The sequence below is a fragment of the Alteromonas sp. 5NW40-0090 genome (assembly GCF_057552975.1).
The window spans coordinates 1-17,190 of sequence record NZ_BAAJLT010000001.1 but is presented as its reverse complement, the minus strand read 5'-3'; the positions used below and the strand labels follow the sequence as shown (position 1 = coordinate 17,190).

Here is a 17,190-nt window from a genome sequence, read left to right as displayed (position 1 = left end):
AACACCACTTATAGATCAAGATGGTAAACGAGTAATTTAAACGGAGTAGTTTATGCAGGACAAGTACACGCAATTGAATAAGGCTAAAAGGCTTGCGTTGGCCTGTTTGATTTTTGCCGCAAGTGTATTTGTTTTAACCGTTTTACTTCCCAAGTTTTATCCAAACTTGCAAGGAGCATGGTGGTTGGGGCTTATTAAGATGGCCGTTGAGGCGGCGCTCATCGGTGGTCTAGCTGACTGGTTTGCAGTGACGGCATTATTTAAGCCAATTCCAGCGAAGTACCCCATTCCGCACACCAATATCGTGGCTAGTAACAAGTCTGTTATTGCTAATAACCTGTCATTGTTCGTTAAGGAAAAGTTCTTTCATCCCGAAGCAATAGAGAAGCTAATTCGGGACAGCGACCCTGCAAAGGGCGCGGGAAGGTGGTTGTCACAAGATAGAAACGCTACCCGTTTAAGTCGCTTTCTATGCGATGCTTTTGCAGGTGTTCTTCGCGTGCTCGATGACAAACCTGTGAAAGCGTTTATCGCTAAAACCGCACAGAAGGGCATTAACCAACTTGATCTTAGGCAATTGATGGCAACCTCGTTAAGCGCCGTTACAAAAGAGCGCCAGCATCAGGTAGTGCTTGATAGGGTGTTAGGGAAATTGGCCTCACTGCTTGCAGAGCCAGAAACCCAAATCTACATAGCAGATACGTTAGTAGTCTGGCTAAAAACTGAATACAGTCGTATTGAAAAGCTATTGCCGTCTAGTTGGCTAAGCGAGCAGGGGGCACTCATTGCTGTTAAAGCGGTTTCAAGTATTTTGGAAGATGTATACGAAGATGAGCATCACCCCATTCGCCATGCGTTCGATGAGCAAGTACACGAATTTCTTTACGAACTACAGCACAGCCCGTTAATGGAGAAAAAGGTAAACAGCTATCGGGAAAAAATCATCAATGACCCAGCGTTAAACGCGTATGTTCAGCAATCATGGGCCAAGTTTCATCAATGGCTTTTAACGTCTCTTGAACAGCAAAATGGTAAAGCAGAAACAAAGGTGTCGAGCCTTTTAAACGATTTAGGTACCACGTTAACGCAAGACAGTGAGCTAGCAAAAGCTTTCAATAAGCACATTGGAGAAGCGGCTAAATATATGGCGCCTGAGTTGGCTGAATTTCTCACCCATCACATACGCGACACCATTAATAGCTGGGATGAACGTGAAATGGCTGAGCAGGTGGAGTTGAATATTGGTCGCGATCTTCAAAAGGTTCGCATAAACGGCACAATTGTGGGAGGGTTGATTGGTGCAATATTGTTTGGTGTAGAGAGGCTGCTTGGTCTCTGAAACGCACAGATATCAAATAGTTGGATTTATTCTTAGAGATGTCGAAATTATTTACAGATCAAAAAGTGAACAATATTGCGAAAGTTATAATTGTATGAAAAATATACGCTATTTGATGTGGGTATGGTTTATGCTACTAAGGCGAAACGCTAAATAATCAATATTGGTGCGTAGTGCAGTAGGTATTACGTTTAGTTGTCGCAAGCCCTTCTACGGCGAAAATTGATAGTTGTTTTAGTTACATTCAAAGTAATTAAAAAAGGCTATCTTCAAGGATGAACATATTTTATATGGAAGTAACGCAACGTTGTCCTCATGGCATTGTTGTATCCGAAATATTTCTTAGATCACTCTTTCTTAACTCCCCTCGCGCGCTCGCTAATTGTCAACTGAGCCGTTCAGAAAATCATTCAATCAAAACAATATTCAAACCTGCTCGTTGTTGGTGGTGGGTTACTAATCAAATTACACGTCATTTCAATATTTAAGGACAAAAGTTATGGCAACTCCTATCAGCAACGAACGTTTAGTCAACTCTATTATCAACAATAGTATAGGTGCCAATCATACCGCAGCGTTTGCTGACGGCAGCTACATTACCGTCTGGCATTCAGCACGAGATGTCGGAAATTCATATGGTATTTATGCCCAGCGGTTTAACGCAAATGGCACACCAATCGGCCATGAGTTTCAAGTGAATGCTCCGTTCAATTCAAACGGTCAGTATAACCCCAAAGTTGCAACATTAGATGATGGAAGTTTCGTTGTGACCTGGGATGGTTCAGGTGAAGGAGACGGTGCTGGAATTTTTGCTCGACATTTTAATGCATCCGGTGAGCCTACTACAGCTAACGTACTGATAAATGCAGATACATCTTCTACACAAGATTATCCAGATATCGCAACCTTAGACAACGGAAATATAGTCATCGGATGGCGTAGTGACAGCAGTAATAACCCTGAACTTGTTTTTCGGGCATTCGATAGCTCGTTAACTGCAGTCTCAACAGAGCAAGCAATTACCTTACAGGGCGACACAACTAATTATTATTTAGATATAAGTGCCCATGCTGGAGGGTTCGCGGCTACTTGGTATCCAAGTAGCAATAACGGTGTGGTTCGATTCCAGCAATTCAATAATGAATTAAGTGCCGAAGGTCCGACAGTTCAGGTTGGAGTTCAAACTGGTGGGGACCAAGACACCCCCAAAATTGAATATTTTAGCAATGGTGATTTTGTCGTTGTCTGGGAAGAAAATTCTGGCTTTGATGGTTCAGGTGACGGAGTTTACGCACAACTTTTTAATGCTGATGGAACCAACGCATCGGGCGTTTTTCTTGTAAATACCACAACGAGTAGTTCGCAGAACCAGCCTGATGTTGCTGTACTCGATGACGATACTTTTGTAGTGACTTGGGACGGTCGAACCACTCTAGATGGTAATTTCGTGTCGGGTATCGTATACCAACAATTTGGGCAAGATGGCACGCCTATTGGTATTGAAACGCTTGCAACCACAGCGTCGAATTCTAATGGAAGCCAATACACCCCCGATATTACCGCACTTTCCAATGGTGAATTTGTTATTACATGGGATTCAGACAGTTTTACCACCGATGACGGTGCACAGGCAGGTATTGTACAGCGCGTTTTCTCTACAACGAATATACCTGTTTTAGACATTCCTCCAGAAATTGTAGGTATGGTTGAGCAAGTTGTTTTCGATGAGAACATAGTAAATGCGTCCCCTCAAATTATTGATATTGCCATTGCAGTAGTGGATCCAGATACTGCGAATTATGTTGGAGGCGAGCTTTCCATTGCTTATGTGGTTGGAGGTAGCAGCGAAGATTCACTTTCGATACGTAATCAGGGGACTGGCTCTTCGCAGATTGGTGTGTCTGGTAATCAGATTACCTATGAAGGAAATGTGATAGGTACCATCGTTGAAGATGGCGACAGCGGCAATAACTTACTTGTCAATTTAACCAGCAATGCAAATGTAGAGTCGATAGAAGCATTGCTTGAAAACCTTCAATACGCCAATAGTTCACAAAGCCCTCAATCAACGCGCACGATCTCTATTCGACTCGACGATGGTACGGGCAACACAAGTAGCAACGTAGTAACAGAAATTATCGTTGAACAAACCAATGATTCAATTGCGTCAGTCGGCACAACAGAAAAGGTAAACACTTATACAAACTCAATACAGTCCGGTCCTTCTATCAGTGAGTTCGACGATGGCAGTTTCATCGTTGTTTGGGATAGCTATTCACAAAACGACACTAATAATTATGGAATTCACGCTCAGCGCTTTAGTGCTAGTGGGGAGCCTGTAGGGTTAGAGCTACAAATAAACCAGTCCGACTTTTTGCCCAGTGACTCAACGCAGCAGCATGCTGATGTCACCACTTTTTCTGACGGTAGCTTTATGGTCACGTGGGATGGCGCTGGAGAGGTTGGGCAAGACGGTTCAGGCATTTACGGAAGAATCTTCAACGCTGATGGTACTCCGGCCACCGATGATTTCCAGGTAAACCAATATACGTCAAGCACGCAATCTGACAGTCAGATTACCCGCCCGTCAAACGGCAATGTCGCAGTGACATGGCAAAGTGTGGGTGCCGACGGTAGTGGGTGGTCCATCGTAACAAGAATTTTCGATTCCAGTGGGGTTCCCGTTACAGATGAAATTGTCGTTAATAGCACTACTACTAGCACCCAATATGAACCATCTGTCGATTCGTATGATGGTGGGTATATTGTGGGCTGGTACTCAAGCACACAGACTGGCGGAAGTTCGAGTGATGTCGTTGCTCGTGCGGTAAACAATGATGGCACCTTTGCCAGTGCAGAGCTTGATATTACGCTTGGCCAGGCTGGAGACCAGCTCAGCGTCGAAGTGGATGCATCAGCCGATGGAAGCTATGTGTTAACGTGGGTCGACCACTCAGGGAGCGCTGACGGCAGTGGATATGGTATTGTCGCCCAAAAATTTGACGCTTCTCATAATGCACTTACCGCACAAATCGTTGTTAATGAAAATAGCTCAAGCACCCAATACCGCCCTGACATCGCTCAACTTGATAACGGTAATTACGTATTCACGTGGCACGATGCAAACTTGGGCAGTATTATGCGCCGCGAGTTTACTTCTGACTTAGTGCCTATAGACAGTGAGTTACGGGTTGAATCAAATATAAATACATCTGTTGATAATCCTGTTGTCATTGGTTCGGGCAACAACTACTTCATCGCATTTGAACAAAGCGGCACCGGATTCAATAGCACTGATATCAGCCTTAATCGTTTTGGCTCTTTTGCAGACGCAACCGGTCCAGAGATAACAGGTTTTTCTTCTAGCTATAACTTTGATGAGGCACTGGTTAATGCGGGGCTTGTGCCTTTGGAGCTTGGTGTATCAGTAGCTGATGTGTCAGGTGCAGGCTTTGACGGCGGCACACTCACTGTAGGTTATAATGTAGGGAGTTCTAGCGACGATCAATTGGGGCTACTCAACCAGGGGAATGCTGCAGGAGAAGTGGGCGTTTCAGGAAGCTCGGTATTTTATGAGGGGACTCAGATTGGTTCGCTCGTCAGTGATGGGCAAAATGGTAGTCCACTTGTCATAGTTTTTAATGCCAATGCGACAACGGAAGCCGTTGAGGGCGTATTGGAAGCAACCGGGTACCGAAATACCTCTAATAGCCCCGAAGAATCACGCAGCATTAGCCTACGGCTTACCGATGCAAATGGTGCATCGAGCGAAAATATTGACTTTACTGTCAATATTAGCGCAGAAATTGACTCGACAGTCACTGCTTTTACCTCCTCTCTAGTCAATACATTCACCGGTGGAGTTCAGTACAACTCGGATATTGCTGCCTTTGATGACGGCAGTTATGTCGTGGTGTGGCAAAGTGAAGGGCAAGAAAATAACAATGGTGTTTATAGTATTCACGGTCAGCGATTTAGTGCCGATGGCAATGCTATAGGTACAGAATTTCTTGTAAGTCAAGAATCAGCCGTAACCGCAGGTCAATCAGATAATGATCCTAAAGTCACTACGTTTGCTGATGGTTCATATGTGGTGGTTTGGCAGGGGCATGGAACAAACGATAGTGTCGACATTAAAGCCAGGCTCTTCGACGCAAATGGCTTGGCATTGGGTGATGAGTTTCAAGTTAATGACTTTGCATCTAGCTCACAAGAATATCCTGACGTGGTACGACTGTCTGACGGTAACTTTGCTGTAACGTGGCCCTCGTCTGGTGGCGACGGCAGCTCATGGGGAATATCGTATCGAATATTTCAAAGTGATGGGACTGCCGTTACAAGCGAGTTAATTGCTAATACTACGACTAACGGAACCCAGTATTCCCCCAGTATTGATGCGTCATCAACTGGATTTGCAATTACCTGGTATTCCGATAATCACAATGGCAGTACGTCAAATGAAATTATTGTTCAGCAATTTGCTAACGACGGCGCACCGTTAGGCTCAGAAATTGAGGTAACCAGTTTGTCGGCGGGCAATCAGGCTACGCCAAAAGTTTCTTATGCCGCTGATGGCAGCTTCGTTGTGGCATGGGAGGATACGACAAACCTGTCGGATGGCAGTGGTAGCGCGATTTTAGCGCAACGTTATGACGACTCTGGAAATGCGCTGGGTCAAACATTTGTCGTAAACGAAATTGCAGCCTCCAGTCAGTATGGCCCAAGCATTGATCATCTACCAAACGGCAATTTTGTCATCACTTGGTATTCAGCCAATAGCGCTGACATATTTCGGCGCGAATTTTCATCCGATGGGCAGCCTTTAGATGGCGACCAGTTAGTCAATATCGGGCAACAGTCAGGGACGCAAACTCGCCCTAGTGTAGCATCGTTGGGTAACGGCGATTATGTAATCACTTACCACGATCAAAGTAGCACCGATGGCAGTAGTTATGGGGTCTTCCAGTCGTTTTTTGGAAGTCAATCGACGAACCAGAATCCTACGCTTGCAGGTTTTGCTAATGAAGTAACATTTGCTGAAAACGCAGTAAATAATGCACCTCAAATTTTGGATGCAGCGGTGTCCCTTCAAGACAGCGACTCGAGCGATTTTGACGGTGGTGTTGTTACCCTTGGGTATATCCAGTTTGGTGGAGAAGAAGATCAATTAGGCGTTAATAATCAGGGCAACGGGCCAAGTCAAATTGGAGTATCGGGTTTAACGATATCCTATAGCGGAACGGTGATTGGTACTATCGTTAACGATGGCCAAAATGGCACTCAGCTGCGCATAGAATTAAATAGCAATGCATCAGCGGAAGCCATTGAGTCGCTTGTTCAAAACTTGACGTATGCCAATACGTCAGAAGCGCCTAATGCACAGCGAATCCTTGCTCTTAATGTAGAGGATGGTGACGGTGGCAGTACAGGTAATCAAACAGTTATCGTAAATGTTTCACCCGATACGGATGGCACTGAATCTGTCTTTGGGCCAGATTTAGTTAATACATTTACAACTGGGGGGCAATTTACGCCAGATGTTTCGAGTTTTGCCGATGGTAGCTACGTGGTTACCTGGGTTTCGTCTAACCAAGATGACAGTAGTTGGGGCGTCTACGCTCAGCGCTTTGATGCCAATGGGCTATCTGTAGGTAACGAATTCTTAGTCAATACAACCACAGCCAGCGCTCAATCAGCTCCGGCTGTAACCGTTCTAAGCGATAACTCTTTCGTAATAACCTGGGAAGGGAATGGTATTTCAGATGGCAGCGGCGTGTTTGCACAGCGTTACGCATCTGATGGGACACCTGTCGGCTCAGAGTTTTTGTTGCGAGATGGCTCAGATAATTCTGAAACTTTAGTTGATGTTGTGGCGCTGACCGATGGAAAGTTTGCAACGACCTGGTCTGACAGCGGCGGTGATGCTTCCGGCTGGGGTATATCAGTGCGTATTTTTAATGCAGATGGTACGCCCGCAGGCGCATCATTTACGGCCAACACTACGAGTTCAAGTACACAATACAACTCGTCTATTAGCAGCTTTAGCGGTGGCTTTGTTGTCTCTTGGTATTCTACTACGCAAGCCGGGGGAGACAGTAGCGACATAGTAATGCAGCGTTTTGATAACAATGGCAGTGCGATTGGTAGCGAAATAGACTTGTTGATAGACGGTTCACAACAAAATAATCAGGTTGCGGCGTTCTCAGATGGCAGTTTTGTCGTTGTATTTCAAAGTACAGATGGCAGTAACGATGGTGTTTTTGCCCAGCGTTATAATGCGGACGGAACCGTTAACGGCGATCTCATTCAGGTAAACGAAACGTTGACAGGAAATCAAACAGAGCCTAGCGTCGCGACTTTACCTAATGGTAACTTTGTCGTTGGCTGGACGGGTAATGGCGTAGGGGATAACGATGGTGCTTTCATTCGAGAGTTTGACAGTAATGGTGTTCCCATTGATGGCGAGGTGATAGCAAGCAGTACCTCAGGGTCCAGTGTTGATAAAATTTCTCTCACTGGCCTGGGGTCGTCAAACAACTTCATTGCAGTTTGGGCTGACTTCTCTTTAGAACCAAATGATAGCAGCTGGGGCGTATTTCAAAACATTTTTGGTAACCCCAGCGATTTCAACCGTTCTACGCCACCTAGTCTGGATGATGTTACTGATACGCGGCAAATTTTAAATTCAGTGGCATCAACGCCTGTGAGAATTGATGCGGACGTGGATTTCACTCACATCACCGATGATTTTAACGGCGGTATGTTAGAGGTGTTCTACCTTACCCAAAGCGATGCTGATGACCTGCTTGCCATAGAGACAACCGGCACGGGTCTCGGCCAAATCTCTGTTAGCGGAGTTGATGTTAGTTTTGAAGGCATAGTGGTCGGGCAAATTTCAAGTGGTGAAAATGGCGCGAACGGCAGTGGGTTATCTGTCACTTTCAACGCTAATGCCACAACAATAGCAATTGATGCACTGATAGAACACCTTACCTATGCCTCTCAAAATAATGTAGAAAATGATGAAACAATCTCAATTCGCGTAATCGACGGCAATGGTGCAGCCACTCAAGGAAATGCCATTTTTATTGATATACGCTCTTCGGTGTCAGCGCCAGACTTTTTAATGGAAGACTTTGACAGGAATGTAACCTTCAACGAGTCGGATGTTGTAGGTCAGCTGGCGTTATTAGACAGCAACATTAACTTTGAATACAAGGGTTCAAATAGTCTAGACGGTGGGTATTTGACTTTACGTTATATTTCAAACAACGAGACATTCGAAGATACCTTAGGCGTGGCTAACATAGGAATGGGTAATGGCCAAATAAGTGTAAGCGGCTCTACTATTTCGTATGGAGGTACTGCGTTTGCCTCAATTGATTCTTCCGACAATGGTAAAGCGGGCAATGACCTGCGTATTGATTTTGCGACTGGCGTTACCGATGAAGCAGTTGAAGCTTTAATTGAAGCACTGGGCTATAGCAGCGATTCAGGCGCTCTAAACACCAGAAGTGTTAGGCTCTATGTATACGACAGTGCTAACAGCACCTCAACGAATATAGATTACAGCCTTAATTTTGAGCAGTCTGTAAAAGACTTTGACCTTGTTGGTGAGCCGACTCTAATAAACCAAGTGACTGCTGGTAACCAGACTATACCGTCTGCCAGCGAGTTATCCGGTGGTGGATATGTGGTTACCTGGACTGGCGAAAACAGTCTTGATGGCAGTTCCAATGGAATATTTGCACAAATCTTTAATGAAAATGGACAAGCAGTTGGTAACCAGTTCGTGGTTAACACGGAAAACTTCGGCAATCAAACCAACGCTGACGTTGCAGGCCTTAGTGATGGTTCTTTTGTAGTGGTTTGGGAGGGCGTTACCAGCGAGTCCAACAGCGATATAAATGTTTATGCCCAGCGCTTTGACGCTTCTGGCCAAACTATTGGCAATCAATTTATTGTTAATGAAAACCTATCCAGTATACAAGGTACACCTTCTGTTTCTGCGCTTGCTGATGGTGGCTTCGTCGTAGCGTTCGACACTTACGATAGTGCCACAGGCGATACGAGCGGTATTGGTATTGGTATGCGCTTTTTTGATAATGCTGGTGTCGCCACAACTGCTGAATTTTTAGCGAACACGTCAACTTCGGGTTCTCAAAGCAATGCCGACTTAGCAGCCTCAGCAAGCGCTGTGGTAGCAACGTGGAAGAGCAACTCAGGTGACGATGTATTTGCGCGTATTTTTAATCCTGCAGATGGAACAGAGCTAGTTTCTGAATTCAAAGTAAATACGTCAGAAGGTAATGTATGGAACCAACCTGCAGTGACCGCGCTTGATGACGGCACTTTTGTACTCGTTTGGGGGCACTATATTGATGAGTTTGCAAAAGATTTTTGGGGGTTCCGCGGTCAACGCATCGATTCAAACGGCAACTTTATCGGCGATGAGTTTATTGTTAACACCAGCGAAACAAGTTGGAATTCTAATGATGGCATTGACATAGCCTCATTGAATAATGGTAATTTCGCCGTTACATGGGGGGCAAATGCGGGCGTGTACGTCCAAGAATTTGAAGCTACAGGTACTACTCCCACAAAAGTAGACGGGCCAGTTTTGGCTGGCTCGGGTCCCAGCACAGACCACCAATCTACAATTGTGAGCGTTGGAAATCAGAGCGCTGCGGTTATTTGGTCTGGATATAATCTTACATCACCTGCTAATAGCACCTATGAAATAGGTCAACAGCTAGTTGGCATTGCTAGTGATTTCAGTAGTAGCGATGGCCCAGAGATTGAAAATATTCCAGCAGAAATCACGATTACTGAAAGTACCAATACTGAGTTTATTTTCAGCAATGTTGATGTTCTTGATAGCGATTCGGCGGATTTTGATGGTGGCCTTTTAACAATCGATATTGTGGGTGGGTATCGGGATATCGTGAATACAAACCAAGAGTTTGCTGATGACAACTTTACTATCGATAATCAAGGTGTCGGGCAGGGGCAGATTGGTGTTTCTGGAAGTACGGTGAGCTATGCAGGCGCCGCAATAGGGGAAATTATACAAGATGGTCAAGCGGGGAATGGTTTACACATTGCATTAACTGCAAATGCAACATTAGAAGCTGTAAACGCATTAATGCAGTCAATCGGTTACTCCAACCTTTCTACCTCTCCACAGGCCAGTCGAGAAGTCGCGTTGCGTTTGACCGACGGTGATGGCGGTTCTAGCGCAAATCAGGTCATTACGCTAAACATCACGGAAGTCGCTAACGGTTCCACATCACAGACTAGCGACATCCAGGCAAACAGTTTTGAGTTGGGTAATCAAACCACGCCAGCGCTTGCTGAAATGGCAAGTGGCGGATTTGTAATGGTCTGGACGTCTGATGCCAGTCAAGATGGAAATGGCCAAGGTATCTTCGCTCAGAGGTATAGTGAAAACGGTGCGCCTATTGGCAATGAAATTGCTATTAATACCAGCACGTTAAGTTCACAGTCATTGCCATCAGTAGCGGCTAACGGTAATGGATTTGTGGTGGCTTGGTCGGACACTGGCGGTGTTGATGGCAGCGGTTACGGTATCGTTGCGCAGCGATTTGATGAATTTGGTGAACCAGTTGGTGGTGAATTTGTAATTAACGAAACCACAAGTTCCACTCAAAACGACCCGCAAATTATCCAACTGAGCAGCGGTGGATTCGCAGCAGTTTGGGAAGGCAATGGTGTCGGCGACAGTAGCGGGGTATTTGGCCGCTTATTTAATGAAGATGGTACGCCGTTAAGCGCAGAGTTCTTAATTAATGAATCTGTTAGTGGGTCGCAATTTGATCCATCTATAGCTGAATTGGTTAGTGGGCAACTTGCTGTCACTTACGAAAGCAGTAATCAAATAACCATTCGTTTAGTCAATGCTGATGGCACGATTACAGCACCAGAAATTGTTATTGATCGCCCTGCAACGACAGAGAGCGAGCCCGATATCACGGCATTGACTGATGGAAACTTTGTTGTTTCTTATACGGTGAACAGTGACGGCAGCGGTTCAGGTGTATTTGCACAGCTGTTTGACTCGAGTGGCAATGTAATTGGCGATGAAATTCGGGTGAACGAAGGAACGTTGGGCAGTCAATATCAATCTAAAGTGGATGCGCTGGCCACAGGTGGTTTTGTTGTAAGTTACTATTCAGATGACTCACCTGATGGCATTTTTACCCAGGAATTTGATGCTGCCGGAAACGCCATTGACGGTAACAATCAGGTCAACATTAATAACGTCAGCACCGATTGGCAGCCTGCTGTATTGGGCTTGTCCAGCGGTGGCTATATTACTGCTTGGAGCGGTTATAACGTTGAAGCTGAGGTAAACAATTCCTATGGGGTGTTCTGGCGTGGGTTTGGCGGTGACGGTCAGTTTTCTGATGGTGCAGGTCAAATTGAAATTGCTGGTTTGCCTAACGAAATCATCTTGACCGAGTCTGATACCCCTGAAGCATTTATTTCTAGTGCTGATTTATTCGGCGCTGAATCTAATGACTTTAACGGTGGTAGCCTAACCGTTACTGTGATTACTAGTTATGGTGCACAAGGTCAATTTGTCAGTGCTAATGAACAGGATAATTTCTCTGTTTTAAGTTCGGGGAACGGATTAGGGGAGATCAGTGTATCTGGAAGTACTATTTCTTATGAAGGTACCGCTTTTGCCAGCATTACCAAAGATGGCGCTAACGGTAGTGAACTTCATATCGATTTTAATGCTAATGCAAATCAAGCTAGCATAAACGCTTTACTTCAATCATTAAGCTACCTCAACTCTTCAGATGGCCCTACGCTTCAACGAACCATATCTCTGCGCTTGACAGATGGCGAAGGCAACAGCACATCAAATAATGCGATTAACTTTGTCGTTGAGCCCGTTGCTGATGGTGCGTCGCCCCAGGGAGACGAAATTCAGGTCAATACTTTCCAAGAAAACAACCAGCAGTATTCAGAAGTGACAGAATTAGAAGATGGCTCGCTAGTGGTCGTGTGGCAATCGCAGAATCAGGATGGTTGGGGTAGTGGTATTGTGGGGCAGCGCTTTGATGCCAATGGCTCACCAATAGGTAACGAGTTTATTGTTAATGAATACACCCCAGAAGGGCAGACATACCCGAGTGTAACAGCAGTGGCTGGTGGTTTTGTAGTTGCCTGGCAGGGTCGTGGGGAAGACGATAGCTCAGGTATATTCGGTCGCCTATTCGACTTAAATGGCGTGCAGCAAAGCGACGACTTTATTATCAACGATACGCTGTCTAGCACCCAGTCACAGGTGCGCTTGACTTCAATGGCTAACGGTGGGTTCGCTGCCATTTTCAGCGGCAACGGTGTAGGCGACAACAGCGGTACCTTTTTAACCACGTTTGACGCTAATGGAAACCGCGTTATAAACGAAACTCTTGCCAACGCCATAACCTCTGGTACTCAGAGCGAGCCGGATATTACTGAGTTAGCCAACGGAAAGCTGGTCGTTACCTATCGAACAGGCTCTGATATAGAAGCTCAAATTTTTAACAACGATGGTAGTGCGTTCTCAGGTGCAATTACAGTGGCCGATACCAGTGATAGCGAGTATCAGCCGAAAGTGGCTGCACTAGGTAATGGTGGTTTTGTTGTGACGTATACTGACAACAACGATACCAGTAACGCTGGCGTTTTTGCTCAAATATATGATGCAAACGGTCAAGCTGTTGGAGAATTGCTGCGCGTAAACGAGCAGACGAGTGGCGCGCAGTACGAGCCTGATGTTACCGCATTAGTCGGAGGTGGTTTTGCCGTAAGCTACTCAGATTCTAACAACCCTGACAGTATTTTTGTTCAGCAGTTTGACAATGATGGCAATATTGTTGACGGTCCAAAACGCGCAGAAATGAATAATGTCAATGGAAACTATGAATCTAGCATTACTGCGCTGAGTAACGGTGGATTCGCAGTCACCTGGACCAGCTATAACACCGAACCGGATCAAGCAAGCAGCTATGGCATTCTTATGCGCATGTTTGGCAGTAATGGCCAGTTTGAAACTAGTCAAGCGCCTGTCGTTGAAATTGCATCTAACTCCATTGAGTTTAGTGAATCCAGTCTTAACTTTGCTCCCCAGCTGTTGTTTATCGGTGCCGGTGTCGCAGATATCGATACGACCGATTTTACAAATGGACAGCTAGAGATTGCACGTATTTCCTCTTATGGGCAAGGCGACCAGCTTGGTCGACAGCCCTTCTTCCCCCAAGACAACTTGGGGATTCAAAACCAAGGTTTTGGTGCAAACGAAATTGCTGTGTCTGGCAGCGACGTTTTGTATGAAGGCACGGTTATCGGTACTCTGGACTCTAGCGGGACCAATGACACTGCACTAGTTGTTACGTTTAATGCTAGTGCGAGTGCGCAGGCCATAGAATCATTGCTTGAAGCCGTCACTTATAGAAATATCTCTGATGCACCAGAGTCGACGCGTACCTATAGCGTACGCTTAACTGATGGTGCAGGCGGTTCAAGTATAGCGCAGTCTATTGTTGTCAATATTTCTCAAAACTTGGATGGCAATTTACCGACGCTACAACCAGAGAGAGCCGTAAACACGGATACTACAGGATATCAATCAGCATCGCAGTCATCGGCACTTTATGACAGCAACGGAGAGCTTGATGGCTATGTCGTTTCTTGGCAGGACAGCCAAAGCGGCGATGTACATTTCCAACTCTATGACAATGAAAATAATCCAGTTGGCTCTAATCAGGTAGCGAACACAACACTCACGAGTACGCAAAACGATATTACCGTGCAGTCACTAAACAACGGTACATTTGTAATGACTTGGACTTCTACTGATTCATCGCAAGATGGTTCAGGGTCCTCAATCGTTGGGCGTATTTTCAACAACGACGGCACGCCGTTCAACCAAGCTCCGCACAATGGCGCTGAGTTTGTCGTGAATACCGAAGTGTCTAGCACACAGAGTTCTTCACAGATTGCAGTTTTACCAAACGGTGAGTTTGCTGTGGTATGGCAGACATATGACTCGGATACGGGGGATAACAGTGGGTGGGGTGTTGCTATGCAGCGCTTCGCAGCCACAGGTCAAGCATTAGACGGCGAATTGCTGGTAAACACTACGGTTTCGAGTAATCAAGACACTGCTGACATAAGTACATTAGCGAGTTCGACGGCATTGCCAAATGGTGGCTATGTCGTATCGTGGCAAAGCCCTGATGCTAATAGTACCGGTATCTTTGCTCAGGTATTCGACGCCAACGGCAATACAGTCGGAAGCGAATTCCAAGTCAATACATCGGTAAGCGGAAGCCAGACGCAAAGCGCAGTTGCTGGGCTGGCTAACGGAGACTTTGTTATTACTTGGACTGATAATACGGCCGACCTATATAGCAATGGCGTCTACGCACAACGCTTTACGTTTAACGCCGCAGGCGAATCCGTTGCTGTAGGCGAAGAGTTTAGGGTCAATCAAGACTATTTATATTCACAGCATGATCCAAGCATTATTGCGCTTGCAGGTGGTGGTTTTGCCATTGCCTTTGCAGGCAATGACGGTAGTGGCGATGGCGTATTTGTGCAAGAGTTTGACCAAGCTGGGCGCCTTATAGATCTTCCGCAGTTGATAAATCAAAATACGAGTAGCACACAGTTTGAACCAAGCCTGGCAGCATTAAGCGATGGCGGGTTTATCGCGTCATGGACATCGTGGATGGGGGGAACCGACGGCTATAATGTCTTTATGCAGCGTTTCGGTAATCAAGTACCTCAAACCACGGATTTTGTCGTTCAAGGAAACGAAGACGAGAGTATTGTTATTGACGCTAACGAGTTTTTGAATGCATTTGTTGACCCTGAAGGGGAGTCACTTCAAGAAGTTGCGTTTATTACACTTCCCATCAGCGGTGTACTTGCACTCAATGGTGTGGCTATAGCGCCAGGACAGACCTTTGATGTAAATGCGCTACAAGCTGGTGTATTAACTTATCTGGGCGACCAAGATTTTAATGGGCTGGATAGCTTTACTTGGGCGGGCAGTGATGGGGCTAATTTCGCTGAGCCAGCTACAACGAATATTACTGTATTACCTGTAAATGACGCACCAGGAATGAGCGTAGGTGCCGACGATACGGGAACTGAGTCGTATGGAACTGGATTTAGCCACACTATAAATTTCACCGATCCTGACGGTGATACACTTCTAGTAAACGTGGACTGGGGAGACGGTCAATCCTCTCAATATACAACCAATTCGGGCACGCTTAATACCGGCCATCGTTATCTGGACGATGGAGTTTACACCGTTACGGTTACGGTAGACGATCAATCAGGTACGGCAGAGGCAATAGAAACACAAACCTATCAAGCAACTATCAGCAATGTTGCCCCATCAATAGGTTTGTTTGGAAATAATGACGTCGAACAAGGCCAAGTATATACCCTAAGATTAGGTAACCCGGGTGACCCTGGCGATGACACAGTGACAGATTACATTGTCGATTGGGGAGACGGCACCGTTGAAACCTTCAACAGTCCTGGTGATGTTACCCATGTCTATGCCACTCCCGGCGATTACGAAATCTCTATAGATCTAGTCGACGAAGATGGCACATACGTAGGTGTTTCAACAAAAGACGTGCAAGTCAGTGTACCTGCAGAAGTGTTGGATGTTCAGGGGATTTCTGATGCAACTGCGAATGAGGGCTCTACTTTCGTTCAGGCTATTTCGTTTACTGACCCTACAGATCAGAATAGTAATGGCTGGACCTACTCCATCGATTGGGGAGACGGGGCTGTTCAGAATGACGTTTCCATATTCAGTCGAGACTTTAACATTGCTCATAATTTTTCCGATGACGGTGTTTATGATGTCACTGTTACCGTATCTGACGATGTGAACGGACAAACAGATACAGAAACTTTTACTGTGACTGTGGGCGATGTAGCACCTACAGTTAATCTTCATGGTGGTGGGTCGGTTAACGAAGGGGCTGTATATAGCCTTACCGCTAGTGTGTTTGAACCAGGTGATGATCCCATTCAGGAGTTCGTCATTGATTGGGGCGACGGTACAGTTGAAACCATCAGTGGTGAAGAATTTGGCACGCAGACTCATGTCTACAGTGACGGCCCTTTCGGCTTTAATATATCGGTCGATGTTGTCAATGATGACGGTACTTTTGAAAATGCGGGTACACAATTCGTTAATGTTCTTAACGTAGCGCCGTCCTCTATTATCACAGGCCCGACTTCCGTTAATGAGGGCAGCGAGGTCACTTACACCTTTGGCGATATCGTCGACCCGGGTGATGATACTATTGCCAATACCGTGATCGATTGGGGCGACGGCACAACCACAGCCTATACCGGGGCTGGAGATTACGATCATACATTTGCAGATGGAAATGCCACACGCAGTATTAGACTCTTAGTCACAGACGAAGATGCTGATCCTCATGTCGCAGCCACTCTTATCGTAGATATTGAAGATGTAGCCCCATCCATCACCGTAAGTGGCGCCAGTGAGATAGACGAGGGCAGTGTGTACACCCTAACGTTAGCTGACTTGGTAGAGCCTGGTGATGACCCTATCACCGAATATCTCATTGACTGGGGTGACGGTTCTACGGTGCAGTCGGTTACTGAGCTAGGTGATGTTACTCACACATTCGCAGATGGTAACAGCAGTGCCACTATCAATGTGCAGATCGTGAATGATGAAGGCACGTTTGACGCAGGCACGATTGATGTCACCATCAACAACGTAGCGCCAACGTTAGCATTAACAGGTGCGTTGACCAGTATCCAAAACACCG

General features: G+C 45.8%; 2 protein-coding genes. Both read left to right on the top strand.

The annotated features are described in order from the left end of the window. Positions 1-52 precede the first annotated feature (52 nt). The gene (locus AC27KT_RS00010; RefSeq protein WP_487126348.1) at positions 53-1,339 is read left to right on the top strand and encodes a DUF445 domain-containing protein; all 1,287 of its coding nucleotides are present in this window, start codon (positions 53-55) and stop codon (positions 1,337-1,339) included. Between the two features lie 499 nt (positions 1,340-1,838). Next, positions 1,839-17,190, top strand: a 15,352-nt coding sequence (locus tag AC27KT_RS00005) for a beta strand repeat-containing protein (protein WP_487126346.1), incomplete at its 3' end; no start/stop codon positions are given.